This is a genomic window from Paraplanobispora takensis (assembly GCF_016863195.1).
In the GTDB taxonomy this organism is placed as follows: domain Bacteria; phylum Actinomycetota; class Actinomycetes; order Streptosporangiales; family Streptosporangiaceae; genus Planobispora; species Planobispora takensis.
This window is the reverse complement of the sequence record NZ_BOOK01000063.1, coordinates 1-25324: the sequence shown is the minus strand read 5'-3', so window position 1 is coordinate 25324 and position 25324 is coordinate 1. Positions and strand designations below refer to the sequence as shown.

The window sequence follows — 25324 nt, the reverse complement described above, 5'->3', positions numbered from 1 at the left end:
GATCACCGTCCCTCGATGACCAGACCGCGGGTCCGGTCCCAGCCCACCATGCGGATGACCTCCCTCAGGGCCGGCGCCAGTTGCAGAACGTGCAGGCACCGCCCGGCCGGCAGGGCGGCGGCCGCGTCCGCCAGCGTGCGCAGGCCCGCCACGTCGATGAACTCCAGCTCGCTCATGTCGATGCGCACATCGCCCTGTCCACCGGTCACCGTGCGCAGCGCGGTGCTCCAGGCGGTCGTGGTGCTGCGGTCGATCATGCCGGAGACGCGCAGCACCGGCTGCCCGCCGGGATCGACGCCCGGCGTGATCCGCAACGGCCCGTCCTGCAGCAGCGCGTCCGGCTGGACCCGTTCGGGGTGGCAGCCGATCAGGGCCCGCAGTCGCTCGGCGGGGAACACCCGGGTGTCGTACTGGCAGATCGCCGCCGACATGCCCTCGTCGAACAGGGCGGTGACGCGCCGTTCGTACTCCTCCAGGCGGCCGGCCCCGGCCACCTCGCGAAGGGCCCAGCTCATCTCGCCGCTGACGCGGAACCCGGTGAAACCGGCCCTCAGGCTGGCGTCGGCCTCGCTGCGCAACGCCGCGATCATCGCGTCCGGATCGAACCGGTCACCGGCCAGGTAACTGTCCTCGGCCGCCCGGACGCCCAGCTGCCCGTCCGCCGTCGCCGCCGTGACGTCGACACCGGCCTCCCGCAACCAGCGCCCCACCCGATCGACACCGGGCCCGTCGGTGAGACACAGCACCCGCTCGCCACGGGCCAGCCCGGCGACGACGAAAGCACAGGCCACCTCACGCTGCTCGGCCTCGTGCGCGAACGCCAGACACAGGTGATCACCCAGCTGCACGTCCTTGACCTGACGCACCGATCCTCCCATCACCGGTTCGCCTGAGATCTCCCGCGTCCTCACGCTTCCGGGCCTCAGCGTACTGTCACCCCTTTCCCCTGCCCATACCGCCGGTGCCCCCCGGGCCCCGGCGGGCCGACTGCTCAGGATCGGCCGGCGGCGGCCGATGTGAAGGGCGCCACCCCGGATTCCCCTGCCTCGTTCTCCTCACCGTGAAGGAACGCCATGTCGCCCTCCACCACTCCGGTGCCGAGCCCGTCCGCGCGGCGGTCGCTGACCGCCCGTGGCCGGGACCTGCCGCTCACCACGAAGATCATGTCCGCCGTCGCGGCGGTCGCCGCCGCGTGCCTGCTCGTACTGGCCGTCAGCGTCAGCGGGCTCAGCACCTCGGGCGACAAGGCCGAGGAGATCTACCGGCACGGCGTGCGTCCGATCGAGACCCTGGGCCTGATCCACAGTGACATGCTGCGGGTGCGCTATCTCATGCTCAACTACTACATGTCCGACGATCAGCACCGGCTGGAGAACGCCGAAGCCCTGCGCGAGGCCGACGCGAGCATCGCCGGGAACGCCGCGGCCTTCGCCGCGGTCACGGCCGACAAGGCCGCCTGGCAGCGCCTGTACGCCGACTGGACCGCGTACGTGAAGATCCGCGACGGGCAGATCATCCCCGCCGCCGACGCCCGCGACCTGGCCGGCTTCTGGAAGGGCTACAACGCGATCAAGCCGATCGACGACCGCATCGCCGAGGGCGTCGCCGACCTGCGCGCCCTCCAGTCGAAGACCGCCGTCGCCAGCGTCGCCGACGCCCACGACACCGTCGGTGACGTCGTCACCCGGGTCAGCGTCATCGGCGGGGTCGGCCTGGCCGCCGGGCTCGCCCTGGCCTGGCTGGTGGCCCGTGGCGTGGTGGGCCCGCTGCGCCGGGTCACCGCCGTGCTGGACGCCATCTCCCACGGAGACCTGACCCAGCGCGCCGAGCTCGATCGCCGCGACGAGGTCGGCGCCATGGCGACCGCCCTGTCCCGGGCCACCGACAACATGCACCAGGCCATCGGCGTCATCCACGCCAACGCCACCGTGCTGGACGCCTCCTCCCACGAGCTGGAGACCGTCAGCGACCAGCTGGCCGGCACCGCCGACGGCACCGCCGCCCAGGCCGCCACCGCCAGCGAGGCCGCCCGCGAGGTCACCGAGCACGTCAACACCCTGGCCGCCGCCTCCGAGCAGATGGGCGCCTCCATCGCCGAGATCTCCGCAGGTGCCTCCGACGCGGCCAGCGTGGCCATCGAGGCGGTCGCCTCCGCCGAGCAGACCACCGCGGTGGTCGGCAAGCTGGGCGTCTCCTCCGCCGAGATCGGCAACATCCTCAAAGTGATCACCTCCATCGCCGAGCAGACCAACCTGCTGGCGCTGAACGCCACCATCGAGGCCGCCCGCGCCGGCGACGCCGGCAAGGGCTTCGCCGTGGTCGCCTCCGAGGTCAAGGAACTGGCCCAGGAGACCGCCAAGGCCACCGAGGACATCGCCAAGCGGATCGAGACCATCCAGGCCGACACCGCCGACGCGGTCGGGGCGATCGAGAAGATCTCCACCATCATCGGCACCATCAGCAGCTACCAGACCACCATCGCCGCGGCGGTGGAGGAGCAGACCGCCACCACCGGCGAGATCAGCCGCAGCGTCTCCAACGCCGCCCTGGGCGTCACCGACATCGCCGGCACCATGACCGCGGTGGCCGGCGCCGCCCAGCAGACCACCGAAGGGGTGACGGCCTCCCGTCAGGCCGCCGAGGCGCTGGCGAAGATGTCGGCCGACCTGACCCAGCTGGTCGCCCGGTTCCGCCTGAGCTGACCGGCCGCCGTCCGGCCCGGCACCCACCGGGCCGGACGCGGACGCCGCGGGGCCGCCGCCCGGCCCGGCTCACCTCGCTCTGTCACCGGCGTATCCGCAAGCGGTGATTGGGCCTTGCTGACGTGTGAGGGCAGGGTTACGATCCGGCCAATTGTTAGGAAACTTTCCTAATAGAAAGGTTTCCACATGCGCCGTACACCCCCCATCCTGTTCGCCCTCCTCCTGGTGGTGGCCCTGACCGCCGCCCCCGCCGCGGCCGCCGCCCGTCTGACCGCCGTGTTCACCCTGACCGGCAGCCAGGGCAAGTTCGTGGTGAGCAACCCCGGCACCACCGCGGTCACCGGCTGGTCGATCACCTTCGACCTGCCCGCCGGGGTCACCGTCGGCAATCCGCAGAACGCCACCACCACGCAGAACGGGACGCGGGTCAAGCTGACCCCCGCGTTCTACATCAACACCGTGCGGGCGGGCGGGAACACCGAGCCGTACAGCCCCGTCTTCACCCTCAGCTCCCCGTCCCAGCCGACGGGCTGCACGATCAACAACGCCAGCTGCGACGGGAGCGGCGATCCCCCGCCCCCGCCCGCGCCGGTCACCGCCACCTACACCGGCAGCGGGACCCGGGGCGGGTTCACGGTCGCCAACAACACCACCGCCGCCCTCAACGGCTGGTCGATCACCTTCGACCTGCCCGCGGGGATCACCGCGAGCGGGGCCCAGCACGCGACGCTGAGCCAGAGCGGCCGCCAGGTCACACTCACTCCCGCCCACTACAACACCACCGTGCCCGCGGGCGGATCGACCGAGCCGTACAGCCCGGCCTTCACCCTCAGCGCGTCCGCCGAGCCGGAGAACTGCCGGATCAACGACGTCCGGTGCGACGGATCGGCGGACACGCCGCCCGCCGCGCCGGGGAACCTGCGCTCCCCGGTCAAGACCACCAAGACCGTCTCGCTGGCCTGGGACGCCTCGGCCCCGGGCAGCCTCCCGGTCACCGGCTACGAGGTCTACAACGGCACCGCGCTCGCCGCCACGGTCACCGGGACGAGCACCACCCTCACCGGTCTGACCCCGAACACGGAGTACACCTTCAGCGTCAAGGCGAAGGACCGCAAGGGGAACACCTCCCCGGCCGGCCCGGCGCTGAAGGTCAGGACCAACGACCCCGGTGAGGACCCGCAGCCGCCCACCGCGCCGACGGGCCTGCGCAGCACCGGCAGAACCCCGGCGAGCGTCTCGCTCGCCTGGACGGCGTCCACCGACGACAAGGGCGTCGCAGGCTACGACGTCTATATCGGCGGGACCCTCAAGACGACCGTGCCCGGCACCACGGCCACGGTCAACGGGCTCTCGCCGTCCACCGAGTACACCTTCACCGTGCGGGCCCGCGATCTGTACGACAACGTCTCACCGCCGAGCAACGAGCTGAAGGCGAGCACCGCCGACATCGTCGGCGACGGCTACGCCAGGGTCGGCTACTTCGTGCAGTGGGGCATCTACGGCCGCCAGTACTTCGTGCGCAACCTCGACACCACCGGGGCCGCGGCGAAGCTGACCCACATCAACTACGCCTTCGGCAACATCGACCCGGTCAACCTGACCTGCCTGCACGGGGTCACCAAGGGCACCTCCTCCAACCCGCAGGACCCCGACCAGGGAGACGGAGCGGGCGACGCGGACGCCGACTACGGCCGGCCGATGAGCGCGGCGCAGTCCGTGGACGGGGTCGGCGACACCGGCTGGGAGAAGCTGCGCGGCAACTACAACCAGCTCCGCAAGCTCAAGGCCAAGCACCCCCACCTGAAGGTGCTGATCTCCCTGGGCGGCTGGACCTACTCGAAGTACTTCTCCGACGTGGCCGCCACCGACGCCGCCCGGCGCAAGTTCGTCAGCTCCTGCATCGACGTCTACATCAAGGGCAACCTGCCGGTGTACAACGGCGCGGGCGGGCCGGGCACCGCCGCCGGGATCTTCGACGGCATCGACCTGGACTGGGAGTGGCCGGGGGCCGAGGGGCACCCGGGCAACCACGTCAGCACCGCCGACAAGCGGAACAACACGCTGCTGATCGCCGAGTTCCGCCGGCAGCTCGACGCGCTGACCGAGGAGACCGGCAAGCGCTACCAGCTGACCGCCTTCACCCCGGCGGACCCCGCCAAGATCGCGGCGGGCTGGGAGCTGGCCGAGGTCGCCAGGCACATGGACATCTTCAACGTCCAGGGCTACGACTTCCACGGCTCGGGCAGCGACAACTCCTGGGAGCCGAACCGGACCGGTCACCAGGGCAACCTGTACGCCGACGCCGATGATCCGTACTCCTTCCACTTCAGCGTCGAGAACGCGGTCAAGGAGTATCTGGACGCCGGGGTGAACCCGAGGAAGATCACCGTTGGCCTCGCCTACTACGGGCGCGGCTGGCAGGGCGTCGCCGACGGCGGCAGGTACGGCGAATGGCAGTCGGCCACCGGCGCCGCCCCCGGCCAGTTCCAGGAGGAGGCGGGCACCCGCGGATACAGCAATCTCGTGGCGAGCGTGCCGGGGTGCACCGTACGGCACGACGAGCAGGCGGTGGCCACCTACTGCTTCACCGGCAACGGCGGCCAGTGGTGGACCTTCGACGACACCTGGTCGATCGCCCGCAAGACCGCGTGGGTACGGCAGAAGGGCCTGCTCGGCGTGATGATCTGGGAGATGTCCGGCGACACCGGCACCCTGACCACCGCCGTCGACGCCGGCCTGAGGTGATCTCCAGCCGCTCCGCAGGTGCACAGTGATCACCGGCGTCGCCGGCCCGTGCGGATTGCACGCGGCCGGCGGCGCCGGTAGGAATGTGGTGTGCGTGCGCGCTACGGGCTGGACGCTCCCCCGGTGCTGGCCGGGCTGCTCGCCGGAGGGCTGGCGGAGTCGGCGCTCGCCGCCGTCTGCTTCGCCGCCGGATGGACCGTTCTGGCGGTGATCCTCCTGGCGGGCGGTCTCATGCTGGTCGCCGGGGCGGCGCTGTTCGCGCACACCACGTTGCGCGGCAAGTTCCGCGTGTGGGACGACGAGCTCGACAGGCTGGGCCTGGGCGGCGACGAGCGGGTGCTCGACCTGGGCTGCGGCCGCGGTCTCGTCCTGCTCAAGGCCGCCCGGCGGGTGCCTGCGGGAAGCGCCACGGGGATCGACCTGTGGACCGGCGACCAGTCGGGCAACAGCACGGACGCCACCCTGGCCAACGCCCGCGCCGAGGGCGTGGCGGACCGGATCGAGCTGGTCACCGGCGACATGCGCGACCTGCCGTTCGGCGACGGATCGTACGATCTGGTGGTCTCCAGCCTGGCCGTGCACAACATCCCCGACGCCGAGGGCCGGGCCAGAGCGGTGGCCGAGGCGTTCAGGGTGCTCCGGCCGGGCGGCCGGCTGCGGCTCGCCGACTTCCGGCACGTCGACGACTACACCGTGGTCCTGCGCGGGCTGGGCGCCACCGACCTGGAGGTACGCGATCTCGGATGGCGTTTCTGGTACGGCGGGCCGCACGGCCGCACCCTCATGATCAGCGCCGGCCGCGCGTAGCCGCCCGCCGCGACCGCCGTACCGCCGTCCCCGCAGGGGTGCCCCTGCGACCGCGGCGGAGGAGCATGGGGGCAGGCCCGGCATCCGGCCGCCCGGCGATCGCGGCCGGCAGCCGCTCCGGAGTGTGAGGAGGCACCCATGGCCCCGCGCGACGCGATGCAGTTCATCAACGAGCAGGACGAGGCGACCTTGCAGCGGTTCGTCGACCGGCTGGAGGCCCGGGGAGCCGATCCGGCCTTCACCGGCTACCGCGAGGAGTACCTCGCGGCGCTGGGGCCGGAGACGGTCGAGGTCGTCGCGGAGATCGGCTGCGGCACCGGGCTGGTCGCCCGGGCTCTGGCGCGCCGGGGCAATTTCACCGGGCACGTGATCGCCGTCGACCAGAGCCCGGTGCTGCTGAGGGCGGCGCGGGAGCTGGCCGCGGCCGACGGCGTGCTGGAGCGCATCGATTTCCGCCTCGGGGACGCGCACGCCCTCGATCTGCCCGAGGCCTCCGTCGACGCCGTCATCGCGCACACCCTGATCAGTCACGTCGCCGCCCCCGGGCGGGTGCTGGCGGAGGCCGGGCGCGTCGTCCGGCCGGGCGGGACGATCGCGGTCTTCGACGGCGACTACGCGTCCCTGACCTTCGGCTGCTCCGACGACCGGCTGGGCCGGGAGATGGAGGCGGCGCTGCTGGCGGTGGTCGTCAGCCAGCCCCGCGTCATGCGGGCCATGCCCGCGCTGCTGGACGCCCTGGATCTGGAGGTGGTCTGGAGCCGGGCCCACCTGCGCGCCGAGATCTCCACCGGCGCCTTCTTCCTCGGCCTGGCCGAAGCCTTCGCTCCGCTGGTGGCCCGGGAGAAGCTGCTGCCCGCCGTACGGGTCGAGGCCTGGCTGGCCGAGCAGCGGCGTACGGCCGAGCAGGGCACCTTCTTCGCCGCCTGTGCCTACTACTCCTATCTGGCCAGGCGTCCCCCGTCCGGCTCCGCCGGATGACGCCGGTCGTCCCGGGTCATCCCGGCAGGAGCTCCCGCGGTGCCGCCGGGGGCCCGCCGAGGGTGCTCCGCAGTCGCGCGGCGACGGCCACCGCGGGCCACAGGCGGGTGGCCAGGTTCCGCATCAGGATGCCGCCCCGGGTCGCGGGGACGATGAGCGCCGACGCCTGCCCGATGTTGCGCTGCTTGGGGTCCACCAGGCGCCGGTGCGCGGCCTCGTAGCGGCGCAAGGCCGCCCGCGGGTCGTCCGGCGCGGACGCCAGCTCCCCGGCCAGGGTGAACGCCCCCGCCATGGCCAGGGTGGAGCCGTCGCCGAACAGCGACACGCACGACGCGGCGTCGCCCAGGAGCGCGACCCGGCCGTTCCACCAGCGGGGCAGGCGCACCTGGCTGACCGAGTCGAAGTAGAGGTCCCCGGCGGCGCGCACGCGCTCCAGCAGCTCGGGCGCCCGCCAGGACACCTCGGCGAACGCCCCGGTCAGCAGCCGCTTGTGCTGCTCGGTGTCGCGGTGGTCGAAGCCGGGCTCGGCGGGGCTGCGGTAGAGGAAGAACGCCAGGTCACCGCTGGGTGTGGGGCTGACGGCGACCGCCTTGCCGGGCGTGTTGTGCATGAGGACGTCCCGGCCGGATCCGGCCTCGCCGCCGAGCGGTGTCGTGGCGACGTAGAGACCCATGTGGCGCACGAGTCCGTCTTCCGTCCCGAAGGCCAGCCGGCGCGTCGTCGAGTGCAGGCCGTCGGCTCCGACCACCACGTCGAAGCGGCGGGGCGCGGCGCGCTCGAAGGTGACCTCGACCCCGTTCCCGTCCTGCTCCAGGGTCGCGATGGAGTCGTCGAAGAGGAACTCGGCGTGCTCACGGCCGGCCTCGTACAGGATCGAGGCTAGGTCGCCGCGCGGCAGTTCGACCTCGCCCGCCTGCTGTACGGCGCGCATGTCCATCCGGCCGACCCGTCTGCCCGAGGCGTCGACGAAACTGAGCCCCGTCGTGCCGGTGGCGGCCTCCCGGAGGCGGGACGCGATGCCCATGCGTTCGGCGACGTTCACGGCGGGTCCTCTGACGTCCACCGGGTTCCCGCTGGAACGCAGCCCGCGGGCGCACTCGACGACGGTGACGCGGAAGCCGTACCGGGCCAGCCAGTAGGCCAGCGTCGGCCCGCCGACGCCGGCCCCGGAGATCAGCACTGTCCGTCCGCTCATGACGCCTCCCTAAGTGGATGAATTTCCTCCGCTTATTTGACGATATCCTAAGCGGAGGGAAATCGTCCAGTTGTTGGTTGGAGGAACAGTGGAGGCGCACAGACCTGCGGAGAAGACGGAGTTGCGCGCCGACGCGCGCCGCAACCGGGACCTGATCCTCGCGGCCGCCCAGAAGCTGTTCCTGGAGCAGGGCGTCGACGTGCCGCTGGAGGAGGTGGCACGTCAGGCGGGTGTCGGCGTCGGCACGCTGTACCGCCGTTTCCCCGACCGGGACGCCCTGCTGCGCGCCGTCGGCGAAGAGAGCCTCCGCCGCCTGGCGGACCTGGCCGAGACCGCCCTGCTGGAAGAGCCCGACGCCTGGCACGCGTTGTGCCGCTTCCTGCGCGCCTCCGTCGAGATCCAGCTGGGCGCGTTGCCGGCGAAGCTGGAGCCGCATCTGCACCAGCGGCTGCGGCTCGGTCCCGACCTGCACGAGATGCGGCAGCGGGTGATCGCCGCCGTCCTGCGGATGACCGAGCAGGCGCAGGCGGACGGGACCCTGCGCGGCGACATCGGCCCCGGCGACATCGCCCTGCTGATGACCCTGAACGTCTACACGCCGCAGAGCATGCCCCATGAGCAGGCCATGGCCCGCGTGGTGGAGATCATGCTGAACGGCCTGCGCGCCGGTCCTGAGCACGCCCTTCCCGGCGCGCCGCTCACCGGTGACGACCTACGCCGCTACACGGCCGTGGAGGTCGCTTCCGGCGTCCGGGACGAGTAGCCCGCCGGATCCTTAAAGTCCGGCCGCGCGGCGCCGATAGATGTTCTGTCAAGATCAGGACTCGTGCGATGGGCGGGGTGGCATGGCGCCGAAAGACCGGAGCGCCGGACGGAACGAGCACGACGACCCGGCCGTGCTCATCCGCCGGGTGCTCGCCGAGCGCGCGGTCTTCCCGCTGTACCAGCCGATCGTCGACCTCGCCACGGGGAACGTCGTCGCCGTCGAGGCGCTGGCCCGCGGCCCGGCCGGCTCGCCGCTGGAGTTCCCGGACGCCCTGTTCGCGGCGGCCGTCCGGGCCGGGGTGATGCCGCCGCTGGACCAGCTGTGCGCCACCCGGGCCATGGAGATCGCCCGGGACTCCGGGGAGGAGGTGCCGCCGCTGCTGTTCTTCAACGCCGAACCGGCCGCGCTGAACCAGCCCTTCACCCCCGAGCTGATGGCCGTGGTGCTCTCCGAGCGACCGTACCGGGCCGTGCTGGAGTTCACCGAGCGGGCCCTGGCCGACCACCCGGCGGCGCTGCTGGACATCGCCGCCGCCGTGCAGCGGACCGACGGGGCGCTCGCCCTGGACGACGTCGGCGCCGATCCGCTGTCGCTGGCCTTCCTGCCGCTCATCGAGCCTGAAGTGATCAAGCTGGACATGCACCTGCTGCGCGACCCGTACGCGCCGGGCACCGTCGCGACCGCCGCGACAGTCGGCGCCCACGCCGAGCGCACCGGGGCGGTGGTGCTCGCCGAGGGCATCGAGACCGAGCAGGACGCGGTGAACGCGCGGGCGCTCGGCGCCCGCTGGGGGCAGGGCTGGCTGTTCGGACGGCCCGGCCCGCTCGGCGCGATCGCCGGCCGGCCGATGGACCGCCACGCCCGGCTGCGCTCTCCCCGGCCGGACCTGCACCTGCCCGAGGGGACCCCGTTCAGCATGGCCGCGGTGCGCAACCACAGCCGGACCGGGGATCAGCCGATGATCGACGGTCTCACCGGCTACCTGCTGTCGATGGCGGCCGAAGCCGGCTCGCACGCGGTGGTGCTCGGCGCGTACCCCGACCCGGCGGCCGGCCGGGCCTGGCTGCCCCGTCTGGCGTCGCTGGCCGGCGGGGTGGCCTTCACCGGCGTCGTCGGCCCCGGGCCGATCGCCGCCGCCCCGCACCCGGTGCGGATGGCGGTGGCGCCCGCCGGCGGCCCGTCCGCCGCCGAGACGGTCCTGGCCGTGGTCGGCCCGCACACCGCGGCCGCGCTGTGTGTACGACCCGCCCCGGACGGCGGCGTGGACTTCGTCCTGACCCACGAGCCCGACCTGGTGTACGCGATCGCCCGCATGCTGATGCGGCGCCTGGACACCGCGGCCGGGCGGCCGGCCCAGCCCGTCACCGGATGGGCCGACCCCGCCACCGTGGCCAGGTGAGCCGCAGCCCGGCAGGTCACGGCCCGGCGTTGCGTGCCCGCCTCCGCCGCGGCGGGCGCGTCTAGGGTGGAGTGACGGGTCCGCATCCGGACGGAGGCTGTCATGGCGGAGGCGACCGGGGAACCGGGAACCGCGGGGCGGGACGGGCGTTACCTGCCGGTCGCCGATCACGGCCTGATCGGCGACCTGCGGACGGTGGCCCTGGTGGGCACCGACGGCACGATCGACTGGTACTGCTGCCCGTCCTTCGACGCGCCGAGCGTCTTCGCGTCCATCCTGGACGCCGGGCGGGGCGGCTGCTTCGAACTGGGCGCGACCGCGACGGCGAGGACCAAGCAGTTCTACTTCCCCGACACCAATGTGCTGATCACGAGGTTCTTCACCGAGGAGGGCGTCGGCGAGATCCAGGACTTCATGCCGGTGTCCGGCGAGGGCGCGCAGGACGACGGCGAGGGCGCGCAGGACGACGGCGAGGCCGGCCGGCACCGGCTGATCCGGCGCGTGCTGTGCGTGCGCGGGACGATGTCGTTCCGGGCCCGGGTGGCGCCGAGGTTCGGGTACGGGGCCGAGCCGCACACGCTGCGCGCGGCCGGTGACATGGCGGTCTTCGAGTCCGCGGGCCTGACGCTCGCGCTGACCGCCACGGTGCCCCTCGAACACGACGGCGCGGACGTGCGGGCGGAGTTCAAGCTCGGCGAGGGCGACTCGGCGGTGTTCGCGCTCGACCGGGTCGGCGGCGAGGTGGCACCGCGCGGGTGCCCCCGCGCGGAGGCCGAGGACCAGTTCGCGGCGACGGTGGCGTACTGGCGGCGATGGCTGTCCGCCTCCCGCTACCGCGGCCGGTGGCGGGAGATGGTGCACCGCTCCGCGCTGACGCTGAAGCTGCTCACCTACGCGCCGACCGGGGCGATCGTGGCCGCGCCCACCACCAGCCTGCCCGAGCAGATCGGCGGCGAGCGCAACTGGGACTACCGCTACGTGTGGATCCGCGACGCCGCGTTCTGCGTCTACGCGCTGCTGCGGCTCGGGTTCGCCGGGGAGGCCGGGGCGTTCATGCGTTTCCTGACCCGGCGCGTCAGCCCGGGGGCCGGCGGCCCGTCCGGTCCGCTGCAGATCATGTACGGCATCGACGGCCGGACCGAGCTGCCCGAGCGGGAGCTGGAGCATCTGCAGGGCCACCTGGGCTCGGCCCCGGTGCGGATCGGCAACGCCGCCGCCGGTCAGCTGCAGCTCGACATCTACGGCGCGCTGATCGACTCGATCTACCTCTACGACAAATGGGCGCAGCCCATCTCCAGCGACCAGTGGGACGACGTGTGCGCGCTGACGGACTGGGTCTGCGACAACTGGGACCAGGCGGACGAGGGCATCTGGGAGACCCGCGGCGGGCGCAGGAGATTCCTGTCCTCGCAGGTGATGTGCTGGGTGGCCGTCGAGCGGGCCGTCCGCATGGCCAACCGGCGCGGCCTGCCCGCGGACCTGCCGCGCTGGCTGCGGGTCCGCGACACGATCTACCGGCGCGTCATGACCCGCGGCTGGTCCGCCTCCCGCCAGGCCTTCGTCCAGCACCAGGACGGCGACGTGCTGGACGCCGCCGTCCTGCTGATGCCCCTGGCCAAGTTCGTGGCGCCCACCGACCCCAAGTGGCTGTCCACCCTGGACGCGCTCGCCGCGGAGCTGGTCGCCGACTCCCTGGTCTACCGCTACGACCCCCGGGCGAGCCCGGACGGGCTGCGGGGCGAGGAGGGGACCTTCTCGATCTGCTCGTTCTGGTACGTCGAGGCGCTGACCCGGGCCGGGCGGCTCGACGAGGCGCGGCTGGCCTTCGAGAAGATGCTCACCTACGCCAACCACCTGGGCCTGTACGCGGAGGAGATCAGCCGAACCGGCGAGCAGCAGGGCAACTTCCCCCAGGCGTTCACCCATCTGAGCCTGATCAGCGCGGCGTTCAACCTGGACCGTGCCCTGGGCTGAGGAGACCGTCGGGGGTCAGGCGCCAGTAGCCGTACGGGTTGTGGAAGAAGCTCTCCTCGTCGTCGTGGCACGGGTGCCTCCTCAGCACCCATCGCGGGCCGTCGGGAGACAGCCGGAACCCTTCGCCGTCGACGATCGTCATTGCCCGGTCCTCGGTCAGCAGGTAGAGCGCCAGGTTGTCCATCAGCTCCACGGCGTCGTCGACCTGCCGGCCGGACGGCCGCCGCGGGTCGGGCCAGTCGACTTCGAGCTCCACGTCGGGCGCGCCCAGCAGGTGCATGCCGCAGCTGCGGAGCAGGTTCGCGGAGGAGATCGGCCGTTTGACCCAGGCTTCGAACAGGACGACCGCCAGCTCCATCCAGTCCGTCGCCCCGGCCGCCCCATCCGCCAGGAAGAGCCACCGGTCCCGGCCGTGGGTCAGGCCGCTGCTCTCGTTCTTCACGGCCGTGGCGCCGGAGCGCAGCAGCGCGCCCGCCACCGCCAGCGTCCGCCGCGAGACGTCGAGCACCTCGTTCCACGCCCCTCCGGGCAGCTTGTAGCCGTGCTCCTCCCCGATGATCACGCTCCGCCGCGGGTTGAACGCGATGTGCTGCGGCATCGGCGGCGAGAGCACGTACACCACGGAGTCGTGGGTGCGCACGGCCTCCTCGTCGGACTCCTCGAAGGAGTCGTTCATCAGACAGGCCTCGAACGACCTGGGCATCCGAGGATCGTGGACCCGCCGGAAGGCTTCGCGGTCGACGATGAAGCCGGGCCCGCCGGCCTCGCCGACGACCTCCTCCACCGTGCGCGGATCCAGGCCGGAGCCGAGCACGCAGAGCACGTGCCGCGGCAGTACGTCGTAATTCTGGTGGAACATGCGCAGGACCGTACAAGGAGTGCGCCGTCCTGGAGTCACCCGCCAGGATGACTGCGCCGCTCATCGAAGCCCCGAGGTTCACCGGAGTCTCGAGGGTCGCCGGAGTCTTGAGGTTCGCCGGGATCCACCGCACTATGGGGCGGAACAAAGTTCTACAGGCGGGAGCGGGCATGACGGCCACCACGCGGGACCACACCCTCCTGGAACTGATCGGAGCCTTGATCGAACCGGCGGCGCGCCCCGACCCCTACCCCGTCTACGCCCGCATCCGGGATCTGGGACCCGCGATGCTGGACCTGCCCGTCTGGGAGACGCCGGGAGCCGTGATCTCCTCCTATCGCGAGTGCGAGGCGGTGCTGCGGGACCCGCGGATGAGCAGCCAGCGCGGGCGCGACCGGAGGCTGGCCGAGCTGATGCCGCCCGGCGCGCCGTCCTCGGTGGGGCAGCGCTGGTTCCTCTCGCTCGATCCCCCGGACCACACGCGACTGCGGCGGCTGGTCTCGGCGGCGTTCACGGCGCGGCGGATCGCCCGGCTCTCGGGGCGGATCGGGGAGCTGGTCGACGGGCTGCTGGACCGCGCCGCCGAGCGGGACCGGCCGTTCGACATCGTCGAGGATCTCGCCTACCCGCTGCCCATGACGGTGATCTGCGAGACGCTCGGCGTCCCGGCGGCCGACCACGAGCAGGTACGCGAGTGGTCGTCCCGGCTGACCCGGCTGATCGACGGGTTCGGGGCCGGGCCGTCGGAGGAGTCCCTGAACGGCCTGCTCGCCCTGAACGTCTATCTGAACGAGCTGATCGCGAGCCGCCAGGCGGACCCGGGCGACGACCTGGTCTCCGAGCTGATCGCGGTCCGGGAGGGCGGTGACTCCCTCAGCCACGACGAGCTCGTCTCCATCGTCGCCCTGCTCCTGGTGGCCGGGCACGAGACGACCGTGAACCTGATCGCCAACGGCGCGCTCGCCCTGCTGCGCCACCCGGCCCACTTCGCCGCGCTGCGGGAGAACCCCGCCCTCGCGGAGGCGGTGGTGGAGGAGACCCTGCGCTACGACCCGCCCGTGCACATCACCGCCCGGGTGACCACCGAGGACGTGGAGCTGCCCGGCGTACGGCTCCGCCGGGGCGCCACCGTGGTCCTCCTGCTGGCCGCCGCGCACCGCGACCCCGCCGAGGCCGAGAATCCCGACGTCTTCGACCCCCACCGTCCCGAGATCAAGCACCTGGCTTTCGGACTCGGCCCGCACTTCTGCCTGGGCGCCCCGCTCGCCCGCCTGGAGGCCCGCCTGGCCCTGACCCGCCTCACCCGGCGCCTGCCCGAACCGGCCCTCCTCCAGGACCCGCCGCCCTACCGGGACCACGTCAACCTGCGAGGCCCCCTGAGCATCACGGTGCCCCGCCCCGCACCCCCCACCTGATCGCGCTCGTCCTCTCCGTCCCCGGGTTGATCGCATGCGCCCGGCTGAGCCCTTCATCACCGGTGCATCGTGGGCGCATAGCGGATGTATCAATCCGGGCGGCCATGATGATCCCAGCACTTCTTACGGGCATCCCTAGCAGATGGAGACACGATGAGCACGACCACGAGGGCGGGCGCGCACTCGCCTGCGCCGCACGTCGCCGACAGCCACGATGTGATCCGGGTGCACGGCGCGCGTGAGAACAACCTCAAGGACGTCAGCATCGAGATCCCCAAGCGCCGGTTGACGGTGTTCACCGGCGTCTCCGGCTCGGGTAAGAGCTCGCTGGTGTTCGACACGATCGCCGCGGAGTCGCAGCGGCTGATCAACGAGACCTACAGCGCCTTCGTGCAGGGGTTCATGCCGACGCTGGCGCGGCCCGAGGTCGACGTACTCGAAGGGCTGACGACCGCGATCATCGTCGACCAGCAGCGGATGGGCGCCGATCCCCGCTCCACCGTCGGCACCGCCACCGACGTCAACGCGATGCTGCGCATCCTGTTCAGCCGGCTCGGGCAGCCGCACATCGGCCCGCCCAGCGCGTTCGCCTTCAACGTCCCCTCGGTCCGGGCGAGCGGTGCGATCACCGTCGAACGCGGCGCCGCCACCAAGACCGTGAAGGAGACCTTCAACCGCACCGGCGGCATGTGCACGCGATGCGAGGGCCGGGGCTCGGTCTCCGACATCGATCTCACCCAGCTCTACGACGACTCCAAGTCGATCTCCGAGGGCGCCTTCACCATCCCCGGCTGGAAGTCGGACAGCTGGTGGACCGTACGGCTCTACGCCGAGTCGGGCTTCTTCGACCCGGACAAGCCGATCCGCGAGTTCACGGGGAAGGAGATGCACGACTTCCTGTACCGGGAGCCGACCAAGGTCAAGGTCGAGGGCGTCAACCTCACCTACGAAGGGCTGATCCCGAAGATCCACAAGTCGTTCCTGTCCAAGGACCGGGAGGCGATGCAGCCGCACATCCGGGAGTTCGTGGACCGGGCGGTCACCTTCACCACCTGCCCCGAGTGCGACGGCACCCGGCTCAGCGACATCGCCCGGACGTCGAAGATCAAGGGGATCAGCATCGCCGACGCGTGCGCGATGGAGATCAGGGACCTGGCCGAGTGGGTCCGCGGCCTCGAAGAGCCGTCGGTGGCGCCGCTGCTGACCGCGCTGCAGCAGACTCTCGACTCGTTCACGGAGATCGGGCTGGGCTACCTCTCCCTCGAACGGCCGGCGGGCACGCTGTCGGGCGGCGAGGCGCAGCGCGTCAAGATGATCCGCCACCTGGGCTCCTCGCTCACCGATGTCACCTACGTCTTCGACGAACCCACCATCGGCCTGCACCCCCATGACATCCAGCGGATGAACAACCTGCTGCTGCGCCTGCGCGACAAGGGCAACACCGTGCTCGTCGTGGAGCACAAGCCGGAGACGATCGCGATCGCCGACCACGTCGTCGACCTGGGTCCCGGGGCCGGTACGGCGGGCGGCACCGTCTGCTTCGAGGGCACCGTCGAGGGCCTGCGGGCCGGCGGCACCATCACCGGCCGCCACCTCGACGACCGGGCCGCCCTCAAGGAGACGGTGCGCACGCCCACCGGCACGCTGGAGATCCGCGGTGCGACGGCGAACAACCTGCTCGACGTCGACGTCGACGTCCCGCTGGGGGTGCTGACCGTGGTCACCGGGGTCGCCGGTTCCGGCAAGAGCTCCCTCATACACGGGTCGGTCCCCGCCGGAGCGGGAGTGATCTCGGTCGACCAGGGTGCGATCCGCGGTTCGCGGCGGAGCAACCCGGCCACCTACACCGGCCTGCTCGACCCGATCCGCAAGGCGTTCGCCAAGGCCAACGGCGTCAAGCCGGCGCTGTTCAGCGCCAACTCCGAGGGTGCCTGCCCCACCTGCAACGGCATCGGCGTCATCTACACCGACCTGGCGATGATGGCCGGTGTCAGCACCACCTGCGAGGACTGCGAGGGCAAGCGGTTCCAGGCGTCGGTGCTGGAGTACCACCTCGGCGGCCGCGACATCAGCGAGGTGCTCGCGATGCCGGTGAGCGAGGCCCGGGAGTTCTTCGGCGCCGGCCCGGCGCGCACACCGGCCGCGCACGCCGTCCTGGAGCGGCTCGCCGACGTCGGCCTGGGCTATCTCAGCCTCGGCCAGCCGCTCACCACGCTGTCCGGCGGCGAGCGGCAGCGCCTCAAGCTGGCCACCCACATGGCCGCCAAGGGCGGCGTCTACGTCCTCGACGAGCCGACCACCGGCCTTCACCTCGCCGACGTCGAGCAGCTGCTCGGCCTGCTCGACCGGCTCGTCGACTCCGGCAAGTCGGTCATCGTCATCGAGCACCACCAGGCGGTCATGGCGCACGCCGACTGGATCATCGACCTCGGCCCCGGCGCCGGACACGACGGCGGCCGGATCGTCTTCGAGGGCACGCCCGCCGACCTCGTCGCCGCCAGCTCCACCCTCACCGGCGAGCACCTGGCGGCCTACGTGGGCGCCTGAGCGGCGCCTTCACCGGCCGGCGCCGGACCGGGACCCTCACCACGCCCCGCCCGGCCGGGATCCTCGCCGACATGCCTGACGCCGGTCAGGGTGTCGGCGAGGCCGTCCCCGCAGCGGGGATGCCGTAGTCGTCCGCCAGGCCGCACACCTGCGCCAGCCCGGCCGCCGCGGCCAGGAGCCTGCGGGCCTGGGCGGCGGCCTCCGTACTGCCCGCCCGGGCGCCGGTGTAGGCCTCCGCCGCCGCGATGCCCTGCTGGATGTGCTCCAGCGTCGGCTCGACCGCGGCGGGAGCGGCGTCGAGCAGGAGGGTGAGCCAGCGGGAAACCGGCGCGTCGGCGTTCAGGCCGCTCGCGTCGGAGTGCCGCGCGACCTCGCCGAGGAAGGCACGCAGGTCCGGATCCTCGCAGGCCGACCCCGGCCCGGTGGCCGGGACCGGGGTGGGCGCCGGGACGGAGGACGGCGGCGCGGCGGACGAGGCCGGCGCCGTGGTCGGAACGGGTGCGACCGGCTCCGAGCCGGAGCAACCCGCCGCGGCGAGGGCCAGGATGACGAGAGCCAGGACCCGCGATGTCACGCAGTGCTTTCGATACGACACATACAGTAGACGCAGCGTGACGCCACCCGGTTGCTCCACGGCCCTGCCACAGCGCGAACACCTCGGTCTCCCCGCTCCTCACCGCTGTCTCCTCCGCCCGCGCCGGCCTTCGCGGTCACCGGCATCCGCTGATGCCGCGGAGAGGTGGCGGCGGCGTCCGGTGTCAGTCCATGCCGCGCCGTCCCGGTGCCCAGAACGGTTTCACCACGACGTCCCGGCGCGACCAGCCGCGCTCGCTCACCAGGTGGCCCCGCACGGCCTGGCAGGTGCGCGCCTCACCGGCGAGGTAGGCGACGCCCGGCGCGTCGGGCAGGTCCATCGAGCGAACCGCCTCCAGCAGCCCGTCCGGCCGGTTGACCCAGGCCAGCCGATCACCTCGGGTGACGGGGAGCCGGTCGCCCGGCCCGCCGACCGAGATCGCGCCGAACGCGAGGGCCGGTGAGGGCAGGGCGCGCATCATCGCGCCGAACGCGACGGCCGCGGTCTCGTCTCCGGCAGCACGCAGGAGCCGGCCACGCGGGTGACCGCGATCGATGTCTTGATCATGCCATCACCGTGCCGGTCAATGTACACATGAAGTCAAGCGAGGAGCTGGCCATCGGCGAGCCGGCCCAGCGGTTCGGGCCGGCCACGAGGTCCGGGACGGCCGACGGTGAACGCGCGGGGGCGCCATCCTCTGGCAAAACGGCATGTCGCCCGGACGGGATCGGCGCCCGCCCGCCTAGCCTCGCCGTTATGACGGCAGACGGCGGCGACGGGGCGGTACGGCGGTTCCTGGACGGGCATCGCCAGGAGTTCCTGCGCGAGCTCGGTGACTGGGTGCGCATCGCCTCGGTCTCCTCCGAACCCGGGCACGGCATGGACATGCTGCGCTCGGCCAACTGGCTGACCGGCCGGCTGCGCGAGATCGGCTTCCCCTCGGTGGAGCTGTGGCAGACCGAGGACGGCGCCCCGGCGGTGTACGCCGCCTGGTGCGCCGCGCCGGGCGCGCCGACCGTGCTCATCTACAGCCACCACGACGTGCGCGCCGTACGCGCCGACGTCTGGGGGGAGTCGCTGCCGTTCGAGCCGCAGGTGCGCGACGGCATGATGTACGGCCGCGGCGCCTCCGACGCCAAGGGCCAGGTGCTGGCCCACCTGTGGGGGCTGCGCGCCCACCTGGCCACCAGCGGCCTCGGCGCGCCGCCGGTCAACCTCAAGCTGCTGGTGGAGGGCGAGGAGGAGATCGGCTCCCCGCATCTGGCCGCGCTGCTGGACGACCACCGCGACGAGCTCGGCGCCGACCTGATCATGCTGTCCGACACGCTGCTGTGGTCGCTGGAGGCGCCGGCGCTCTGCACCGGGCTGCGCGGCATGCTCAGTGCCAGGCTGGAGGTGTTCGGGCCGTACCGGGACGTCCACAGCGGGGCCGTCTCCGGGGTGGCGCCCAATCCCTGCGCCGAGCTGTGCAAGCTGCTGGCTCAGCTGTACGACGAGCGCGGCCGGGTGACGCTGCCCGGCTTCTACGACCGGGTGGTCGAGCTGTCGCCGCAGGAGCGGGATGCGATCAACGCCCTGCCCTACAGCGACGCCGACTGGCTGGAGCGCACCGAGACCCGCACGGTCGGCGGCGAGGACGGCTACAGCGTGCTGGAGCGGGTCTGGACCCGCCCGGCGGTGGACATCCTCGCCTTCGTCGGCGGCGACCCCGACGGGCCCTCGCGGGGCGCGATCCCCTCGGTGGCCTCGGTGGATGTGAACCTGCGGCTGGTGCCGGAGCAGAAAGCGGCCGAGGCGGCCGAGCAGTTGAAGACCTGGGTCGCCGAGCGGATCGGCGACAAGGTCGCCTATGCCCTGAGCATCTCGCTGGATGCGGCGCAGGAGCCGTACCGCACCCCGCCGGACCATCCGGCGCTGGACGCGCTGGGCCGGGCGATGGAACGCGGCTTCGGCGCCCCGGTGGCCGGGTGGATGCGCAACGGCGGCAGTGGCCCGGCCAGCCTGCTGTCCGGCGCCCTGGGGGCGCCGGTGATCTTCTTCGGCACCGGCCTGCCCCAGGACCGCTGGCACGACAGCGACGAGCGGGCCGACATCGACGCGCTGCTCAAGGGATCGGCCACGATGGCGTTCCTGTGGCCCGAACTCGCCGAGACCCTGACGGGCGGGCAGGCCGGGCCCAGCCGGGCTCAAGCCGTTCACAAGACGCCATCACCATGATCGCTGCATGACCGGCAAGGTGACGACAGGCCGCGCAGGCACGGGTGACGGGACGGGGAGGAAGCCGACGGGCACGCACGGCGAGACGGAGGCCGGCTGGAAGAAGATCGGCCCGCTGCGCCTTCCCTGGCATCCGGCCTGGTGGCTGACGGCGCTGCTCGTCGTGGTGGCCGGGGTCGCGTTCGCGGCCGAGATCCCGAACGCCTCCGAATCGACCGCGACGGGGTTCGTCTCGCTCGCGCTGGCCCTCTACTTCTGGGGCTACGGCCAGCCGTCCCCCTGGCGGTCTCGACGGCGATCGATCGCTCGCTCAGCGAGTAACCCCGGAGGTTCCCGGTCCTCTCCTACGGGTTCGGTGAGCCAGGACACGACTTAATGCAACCGATGGTTGCGCAATGGCGGTCCGTCGCATAGCCTGATATGCAACCAAAGGTTGCAGGAGGGTGTCATGGAGCTCGGAACCATCGAGCGGGAGATCTACATCGAGGCGTCGCCGGAGATCGTCTTCGCGGTGGTCAGCAGTCCCGACCACCTCAGGCGATGGTGGCCGGACGACGCCCGGTACGAGCCGGCGCCCGGGTCGGCGGGCGAGATCGTCTTCGGTGACCGCGACGCCGACGGGACGGTGGTGTCCTTCACCGTCGTCGACGCGCGACCGCCGCGGACGTTCTCCTTCCGCTGGACGCACCCGGCCGGAGAGGTCGCGGTGGAGGGCAACTCGCTGCTGGTCACCTTCGATCTGACCCCGTCGGGCGGGGGGACGCTGCTCAAGATGACCGAGACCGGCTTCCGCGAGATGGGCTGGGAGGCCGCCCTCCTGGAGCAGCAGTACCGGGAGCACGTCACCGGCTGGGACTTCTATCTGCCGCGGCTGGCGCCGTACGTCGCGACACTGCAGGTGCGGTCGTGAGCACCGCGGCGGCCGAGACGGTCGACGACGACCTGTGGTCCGCGATCGGGGACCCGACCCGGCGCCGGATGCTCGATCTGCTGCTCATCGAGGGCGCCGGCACCGCGACCACGCTGAGCCGGCATCTGCCGGTCACCCGTCAGGCGGTGGCCAAGCACCTCGGCGTCCTGGACCGGGCCGGCCTGGTACGGGCGACGCCGGCGGGCCGGGAGAAGCGTTACCGGGTGGAGGAGGCCCAGCTCACCCGCGCGGTGGCCCAGCTGGCGTCGGTCGGGTCGGCGTGGGACGCCCGGCTGCAGCGCATCAAGCGGATCGCCGAGGCGATTCAGCGCGCACAACAGGACTGACGAGAACAAGGAGAGCCGAGATGGCGGACATCCTGCACAGGATCGGAATCAAGACCCCGGCACCGGAGAAGGTGTACGACGCGCTGACGACCGTCGAGGGCCTGGCCGGTTGGTGGACCGACGACACGAAGGGGAGCGGCGGCGACGTCGGCGGCGTCCTGGAGTTCCGTTTCCCGGTCGGCGGCTTCGACATGGAGGTCGTCGAGCTGCGGCCGTCCGAGCGGGTGGCCTGGCGGGTGGTCGACGGCCCCGAGGAATGGATCGGGACGACGATCGACTGGGACCTGCACCAGAACGGCGACTACACGATCGTGCTGTTCAAGCACCGGGACTGGAAGGAACCGGTGGAGTTCATGCACCACTGCAGCACCAAGTGGGGCTCGTTCCTGATGAGCCTGAAGTCCCTGGTGGAGACGGGCGAGGGCGCACCGGCGCCACGGGACGTGCGGATCGGCGACTGGCACTGACCCGTCGGGGCCGGCCCCGGCCGGCCCCACCTCCGGCTCCGGAGAACGGCCCGCCCGGCCAGGAGCGGGTCCGGACTCGGAGCAGAGCCTACTTCTTCGGGAGCGGAGGCCGGTTGTACAGCTCCACTACGTAATCCTGAAGCTGTCCTCCCAGGAAGTTCATGCAGGCGGTCACCCCCAGCAGGTCCGGTGTGCTCAGCTCTCTGAGCATCTCCTCCAGGGTGAGAGTCTTGGCCCCGCCGGGCAGGAATTCGTTGAATTCGTATTTGCGCTTTTCGCGGAGGATCTCGGCTGCGGAATTGTCCGTATCGGCCTTGCTTTGTAGTGTTTTGAGTGCGTCGAGAGCGTGCCCGAGTCGGCGGGACAGCCGTATGCTGCCGTCCGTGCTTTCCGCGTGGATCGCTTTCAGCATCCGCCGGACTCCGGCCTCGTTGCCCATACCACTCAGCTCCACCTGGATGTTCTCCGGAATGTGAGGGGCCATGAACGGGCCGATATTGAACTCTCCGAGGTCACGCAGGTAACCCGAGATTTCCATCAGCCGACTCAGGACGAAAACGGAAGGACGATAGCGAACCGGCTCCATAAGGACACCCCTCTGGTCCAGGACAGGGTCGCCTAAATGTAAACCATTCAGAGTCACCCCGATGGATACAATTTCCCATCCGCCGAACCGGTGGATTCGGGGAAGGGGTCTCTCCGCGGCAGCAGGGGCACCCCGCTGCCGGCGTCCGGCACCACGCGGCAGTCCGTGGTAGGTACTGTCGACATGGAGTTCTTCTGTTATCACCGCGATCGGCCCGGTTCCGCGGCACTGCGCGAGGAACTGCTGGAAGAGCACTGGTCCTACATGGACCGGTACGCGGCGGAGATGATCGCTCGTGGCCCGACCTTCGGCCGTGGCAGCGACACGGCCACCGGCAGTGTGCACATCGTCGACCTGCCGGATCTCGCCGCCGCCCGTGCGTTCGTCTTCGACGAGCCCAACTATCAGGCGGGTGTGTACCGGGACGTGATGTTGCGCCGGTGGAGCAACGTGCTGGGGCGCACCATGTGGGATTTCCCCGGCGGCCGGGACGGCGGCGACCGGTATCTGGTTCTGGGCCTCGGCTCCGGGCAGGCCGCCGACCTCGTCCCGCCGCCCGGCCGGGAGGAGCTGATCGCGTACGGGCCGTTGCTGTCCGACGACGGCGCGACCTGGCTGGGTACGGCGCTGCTGGTCCGGGCGCCGGACCCGGATGCGGCACGCGCCCTCCTGTCCCCGGACCGGTACGCCGGCATCGAGGTCCACGACTGGGAGTTCGGCGGGCGGCGGTGACGGGTGCGGGCGTGCCACCCCGCCACTCACCGCAGTCGCTTCCATGACGCCCGCCGGCCTCGGCGCCATGTGATCATCGCCACTGTCGGCCCATCCTTCTTCGCGGCTTTCCGCCGTTGCCTATGGTGATCCGGGTGAGCATTCTGGCGATTCGCGCGGAACGGGTGTTCGACGGGGAGCGGCTGCTCGACGGGGTCACCGTGGTGCTGGTGGAGGAGGACCGCGTCGTCGGCGTGCAGGCGGGACCGGCGGCGCCGGAGGGGTGGCCGGTCCACGACCTGCCCGGCGGCACCGTGCTGCCCGGCCTCATCGACGCGCACGTGCACCTGTGCGCCGACAGCGGTCCCGGTGCGCTCGACCGGCTCACCGAGGCCACGCGGGAGCAGCTGGAGGCCACAATCGAGGCGTCGCTGGGGCTCCACCTGGCCGCGGGCGTCACCACCGTGCGCGACCTGGGCGACTACCGTGACGCCGTACTGACCTGGCGGCCGAATGCCGGAGCGGGTCTGCCGGCGGTCGTGGCGGCCGGTGCGCCGATCACCAGCGAGGGCGGCCACTGCTGGCCGATGGGCGGCCAGGCCCGGGGCGCGAGCGGGCTGCGCGCGGCCGTACGGCAACGGGCCGATCGCGGCGCCGACGTCGTGAAGATCATGGCGAGTGGTGGCGTGCTGACCCCCGGCACCGACACGATGCGCCCGCAGTTCACCGACGGGGAACTGCGGGCGGCGGTCGCCGAGGCGCACGCCCTCGGCCTGCCGATCACCGCCCACGCCCACGCGCTCACGGCGGTACGGCAGGCGCTGGAGGCGGGTGTCGACGGGATCGAGCACTGCACGTGCCTCACTCCTGAGGGCGTCCGGCTCGACGACACGCTGCTCGCCGAGCTGGCCGAGTCCGGGGTCGCGGTCTGCGCGACCCTGGGGTCCGATCCGCGGGTCGTGGTGCCGCCGCAGGTCGTGGCGATGGCCGAGCGCGCAGGCATCACCGAGGCCGTCCTGCAGGAGGCCCTCGCCCGTCTTCACCGGGGCGGCGTGCGCCTGGTGGCCGGTTCGGACGCGGGCATCGGCCCGGCCAAGCCGCACGGGCTGCTGCCGGCCACCCTCGAGGAGTACGTCCGCTCCGGCCTGCCGGCGGGCGCGGTCCTGACCACGGCGACCTCGGCCGCCGCCGAGGCCTGCGGCGTGGGCGGGCGCAAGGGCCGCATACGGCCCGGCTACGACGCCGACCTGCTGGTGGTCGACGGCGACCCGACCCGTGACGTCACCGCGGTGGGCCGCCCCCTGGCCGTCTACCTGGCCGGTCAGCCGGTGGCCGGAGTGGGGAAGACCGCCTGAGCGCGGCACCGCTCACCGCGGGAGCCGCAGGAGCCGCGGGAGAGGAGCCGGGAGCCGCTGCACGCGGGAGACGGGAGCCGCTGCACGTGGAAGGCGGGCGCGGCGGCACGCTGGCGTGCCTCAGCTCACCGCCTGCTTCAGCAGGGTGCCGATCCACCCCTCCACCTCGTCCGTCATCTCGATCAGGGCGAAGGAGGTCGCCCACATCGCGCCCTCGTCCAGCTTCGCCTGGTCGCTGAAGGTGAACGTCGCGTAGCGCGTCTTGAACTTCTCCGCAGGCTGGAAGTGGCAGACGATCTTGCCGTCCAGCGCGTAGGCGGGCATCCCGTACCAGAGCTTCGGCGCGAGGCCCGGGGCGTTGGCCGCGATGACGGCGTGGACGCGCTCGGCCAGGACCCGGTCCGCGTCCTGCATCTCGGCGATCTTCGCAAGCACGTCCCGCTCCGCCTGTGCCGCCTTCTCCGCCGGGCTGCGCCGCGCCGCCGCCTTCAGCTCCTTGGCGTGCTCCTTCATCGCGGCCCGCTCCTCGGCCGTGAATCCCTCGTATGCGTTGCTCATCGTGCTCTCCTTCGTCGTTCCGGTGTGAGACCAGAGTGCCCGTCGGCGTTGATACATCCGCTATGCGATGACGATGCGACGACGGTGCGACGGCCGTGTCTCACGGACCCGCATCCTACGAACCCGCCGGGATGCGCGGGCTCAGCGGGCCGGCGCCCCGTCCCGGGACTGGCCGGTCACGTCGTCGGCGGGGGCGTACACGGTGGCGTCCT

General features: G+C 72.0%; 23 protein-coding genes. 16 read left to right on the top strand and 7 right to left on the bottom strand.

The genetic code is table 11. The features are described 5' to 3' along the window. Positions 1 to 2: 2 nt before the first annotated feature. Positions 3 to 866, bottom strand: a complete 864-nt coding sequence (locus Pta02_RS35475) for an MEDS domain-containing protein (RefSeq protein WP_203879400.1) — start codon at positions 864 to 866, stop codon at positions 3 to 5. Positions 867 to 1073: 207 nt separating this feature from the next. On the opposite strand from Pta02_RS35475, the gene Pta02_RS35470 reads away from it, so the two are divergent. The 4 genes from Pta02_RS35470 (at position 1074) to Pta02_RS35455 (ending at position 7232) form a co-directional block, all read left to right on the top strand. Next, positions 1074 to 2702 (top strand): methyl-accepting chemotaxis protein, encoded by a 1629-nt coding sequence (locus tag Pta02_RS35470; protein ID WP_203879399.1) that lies wholly within the window; start codon positions 1074 to 1076, stop codon positions 2700 to 2702. Between the two features lie 186 nt (positions 2703 to 2888). Then, positions 2889 to 5447, top strand: a complete 2559-nt coding sequence (locus Pta02_RS35465; RefSeq protein WP_203879398.1) for a glycosyl hydrolase family 18 protein — start codon at positions 2889 to 2891, stop codon at positions 5445 to 5447. 90 nt (positions 5448 to 5537) lie between these two features. After that, positions 5538 to 6254 carry a class I SAM-dependent methyltransferase gene (locus tag Pta02_RS35460; protein WP_203879397.1) on the top strand — a complete coding sequence of 239 codons (717 nt, stop codon included), beginning with the start codon at positions 5538 to 5540 and terminating at the stop codon, positions 6252 to 6254. Positions 6255 to 6392: 138 nt separating this feature from the next. Beyond that, on the top strand, positions 6393 to 7232 hold the full coding sequence (locus tag Pta02_RS35455; protein WP_203879396.1) for a methyltransferase domain-containing protein: 840 nt from the start codon (positions 6393 to 6395) through the stop codon (positions 7230 to 7232). A gap of 16 nt (positions 7233 to 7248) precedes the next feature. On the opposite strand, the gene Pta02_RS35450 is transcribed toward Pta02_RS35455, so the two are convergent. Continuing rightward, positions 7249 to 8427, bottom strand: coding sequence for an FAD-dependent monooxygenase (locus Pta02_RS35450; RefSeq protein WP_203879395.1), 1179 nt, complete (start codon positions 8425 to 8427; stop codon positions 7249 to 7251). 88 nt (positions 8428 to 8515) lie between these two features. Between Pta02_RS35450 and Pta02_RS35445 the strand changes: the two genes are divergently transcribed. The 3 genes from Pta02_RS35445 (at position 8516) to Pta02_RS35435 (ending at position 12566) form a co-directional block, all read left to right on the top strand. After that, a complete protein-coding gene (locus Pta02_RS35445) occupies positions 8516 to 9190 on the top strand; it encodes a TetR/AcrR family transcriptional regulator (protein ID WP_203879394.1) in 675 nt (224 codons plus the stop codon). Between the two features lie 82 nt (positions 9191 to 9272). Further along, positions 9273 to 10592: an EAL domain-containing protein gene (locus tag Pta02_RS35440; protein ID WP_203879393.1), complete on the top strand. Its 1320-nt coding sequence runs from the start codon at positions 9273 to 9275 to the stop codon at positions 10590 to 10592. Positions 10593 to 10694: 102 nt separating this feature from the next. After that, a complete protein-coding gene (locus Pta02_RS35435; protein ID WP_203879392.1) occupies positions 10695 to 12566 on the top strand; it encodes a glycoside hydrolase family 15 protein in 1872 nt (623 codons plus the stop codon). Here the strand turns inward: Pta02_RS35435 and Pta02_RS35430 are convergent. Further along, entirely contained in the window at positions 12541 to 13425 is an 885-nt protein-coding gene (locus Pta02_RS35430; protein ID WP_203879391.1) for a hypothetical protein, read from the bottom strand. The genes Pta02_RS35435 and Pta02_RS35430 overlap by 26 nt on opposite strands. 170 nt (positions 13426 to 13595) lie before the next feature. On the opposite strand from Pta02_RS35430, the gene Pta02_RS35425 reads away from it, so the two are divergent. Further along, entirely contained in the window at positions 13596 to 14840 is a 1245-nt protein-coding gene (locus Pta02_RS35425; RefSeq protein WP_203879390.1) for a cytochrome P450, read from the top strand. Positions 14841 to 14993: 153 nt separating this feature from the next. Then, a complete protein-coding gene (locus Pta02_RS35420; RefSeq protein WP_203879389.1) occupies positions 14994 to 17387 on the top strand; it encodes an ATP-binding cassette domain-containing protein in 2394 nt (797 codons plus the stop codon). 85 nt (positions 17388 to 17472) lie between these two features. Here Pta02_RS35420 and Pta02_RS35415 read toward each other — a convergent pair whose 3' ends face one another. After that, on the bottom strand, positions 17473 to 17961 hold the full coding sequence (locus Pta02_RS35415) for a hypothetical protein (protein WP_203879388.1): 489 nt from the start codon (positions 17959 to 17961) through the stop codon (positions 17473 to 17475). Between the two features lie 184 nt (positions 17962 to 18145). After that, complete coding sequence (locus tag Pta02_RS35410) at positions 18146 to 18487, bottom strand: siderophore-interacting protein (RefSeq protein ID WP_275423643.1); 342 nt, start codon at positions 18485 to 18487, stop codon at positions 18146 to 18148. A gap of 230 nt (positions 18488 to 18717) precedes the next feature. On the opposite strand from Pta02_RS35410, the gene Pta02_RS35405 reads away from it, so the two are divergent. The 5 genes from Pta02_RS35405 to Pta02_RS35385 all read left to right on the top strand — a co-directional run bounded on the left by Pta02_RS35405 (position 18718) and on the right by Pta02_RS35385 (position 21902). Beyond that, complete coding sequence (locus Pta02_RS35405; protein WP_203879386.1) at positions 18718 to 20178, top strand: M20/M25/M40 family metallo-hydrolase; 1461 nt, start codon at positions 18718 to 18720, stop codon at positions 20176 to 20178. Between the two features lie 7 nt (positions 20179 to 20185). Further along, positions 20186 to 20554 (top strand): hypothetical protein, encoded by a 369-nt coding sequence (locus tag Pta02_RS35400; RefSeq protein ID WP_203879385.1) that lies wholly within the window; start codon positions 20186 to 20188, stop codon positions 20552 to 20554. Between the two features lie 72 nt (positions 20555 to 20626). Next, on the top strand, positions 20627 to 21088 hold the full coding sequence (locus tag Pta02_RS35395) for an SRPBCC family protein (protein ID WP_203879384.1): 462 nt from the start codon (positions 20627 to 20629) through the stop codon (positions 21086 to 21088). Next, positions 21085 to 21435: an ArsR/SmtB family transcription factor gene (locus Pta02_RS35390; protein ID WP_203879383.1), complete on the top strand. Its 351-nt coding sequence runs from the start codon at positions 21085 to 21087 to the stop codon at positions 21433 to 21435. The genes Pta02_RS35395 and Pta02_RS35390 overlap by 4 nt, the downstream gene beginning before the upstream one ends. A gap of 20 nt (positions 21436 to 21455) precedes the next feature. Further along, on the top strand, positions 21456 to 21902 hold the full coding sequence (locus tag Pta02_RS35385; protein WP_203879382.1) for an SRPBCC family protein: 447 nt from the start codon (positions 21456 to 21458) through the stop codon (positions 21900 to 21902). Positions 21903 to 21990: 88 nt separating this feature from the next. On the opposite strand, the gene Pta02_RS35380 is transcribed toward Pta02_RS35385, so the two are convergent. Then, a complete protein-coding gene (locus tag Pta02_RS35380) occupies positions 21991 to 22488 on the bottom strand; it encodes a hypothetical protein (RefSeq protein ID WP_203879381.1) in 498 nt (165 codons plus the stop codon). A 183-nt stretch (positions 22489 to 22671) separates the two neighbouring features. Here Pta02_RS35380 and Pta02_RS35375 point away from each other — a divergent pair, with 183 nt between their 5' ends. Beyond that, positions 22672 to 23220, top strand: a complete 549-nt coding sequence (locus tag Pta02_RS35375) for a YciI family protein (RefSeq protein WP_203879380.1) — start codon at positions 22672 to 22674, stop codon at positions 23218 to 23220. A gap of 134 nt (positions 23221 to 23354) precedes the next feature. Beyond that, the gene (locus tag Pta02_RS35370; protein WP_203879379.1) at positions 23355 to 24554 is read left to right on the top strand and encodes a metal-dependent hydrolase family protein; all 1200 of its coding nucleotides are present in this window, start codon (positions 23355 to 23357) and stop codon (positions 24552 to 24554) included. 120 nt (positions 24555 to 24674) lie between these two features. Here Pta02_RS35370 and Pta02_RS35365 read toward each other — a convergent pair whose 3' ends face one another. Then, the gene (locus Pta02_RS35365; protein WP_203879378.1) at positions 24675 to 25112 is read right to left on the bottom strand and encodes an iron chaperone; all 438 of its coding nucleotides are present in this window, start codon (positions 25110 to 25112) and stop codon (positions 24675 to 24677) included. Positions 25113 to 25324: the final 212 nt, after the last annotated feature.

Bases quoted from the DNA above. Each gene is read 5' to 3' on its own strand.
- Pta02_RS35470 (WP_203879399.1), top strand. From the start codon at position 1,074: ATGTCGCCCTCCACCACTCCGGTGCCGAGCCCGTCCGCGCGGCGGTCG.
- Pta02_RS35465 (WP_203879398.1), top strand. From the start codon at position 2,889: ATGCGCCGTACACCCCCCATCCTGTTCGCCCTCCTCCTGGTGGTGGCC.
- Pta02_RS35455 (WP_203879396.1), top strand. From the start codon at position 6,393: ATGGCCCCGCGCGACGCGATGCAGTTCATCAACGAGCAGGACGAGGCG.
- Pta02_RS35450 (WP_203879395.1), bottom strand. From the start codon at position 8,427: ATGAGCGGACGGACAGTGCTGATCTCCGGGGCCGGCGTCGGCGGGCCG.
- Pta02_RS35440 (WP_203879393.1), top strand. From the start codon at position 9,273: ATGGCGCCGAAAGACCGGAGCGCCGGACGGAACGAGCACGACGACCCG.
- Pta02_RS35435 (WP_203879392.1), top strand. From the start codon at position 10,695: ATGGCGGAGGCGACCGGGGAACCGGGAACCGCGGGGCGGGACGGGCGT.
- Pta02_RS35430 (WP_203879391.1), bottom strand. From the start codon at position 13,425: ATGTTCCACCAGAATTACGACGTACTGCCGCGGCACGTGCTCTGCGTG.
- Pta02_RS35425 (WP_203879390.1), top strand. From the start codon at position 13,596: ATGACGGCCACCACGCGGGACCACACCCTCCTGGAACTGATCGGAGCC.
- Pta02_RS35420 (WP_203879389.1), top strand. From the start codon at position 14,994: ATGAGCACGACCACGAGGGCGGGCGCGCACTCGCCTGCGCCGCACGTC.
- Pta02_RS35405 (WP_203879386.1), top strand. From the start codon at position 18,718: ATGACGGCAGACGGCGGCGACGGGGCGGTACGGCGGTTCCTGGACGGG.
- Pta02_RS35400 (WP_203879385.1), top strand. From the start codon at position 20,186: ATGACCGGCAAGGTGACGACAGGCCGCGCAGGCACGGGTGACGGGACG.
- Pta02_RS35395 (WP_203879384.1), top strand. From the start codon at position 20,627: ATGGAGCTCGGAACCATCGAGCGGGAGATCTACATCGAGGCGTCGCCG.
- Pta02_RS35385 (WP_203879382.1), top strand. From the start codon at position 21,456: ATGGCGGACATCCTGCACAGGATCGGAATCAAGACCCCGGCACCGGAG.
- Pta02_RS35380 (WP_203879381.1), bottom strand. From the start codon at position 22,488: ATGGAGCCGGTTCGCTATCGTCCTTCCGTTTTCGTCCTGAGTCGGCTG.
- Pta02_RS35375 (WP_203879380.1), top strand. From the start codon at position 22,672: ATGGAGTTCTTCTGTTATCACCGCGATCGGCCCGGTTCCGCGGCACTG.
- Pta02_RS35365 (WP_203879378.1), bottom strand. From the start codon at position 25,112: ATGAGCAACGCATACGAGGGATTCACGGCCGAGGAGCGGGCCGCGATG.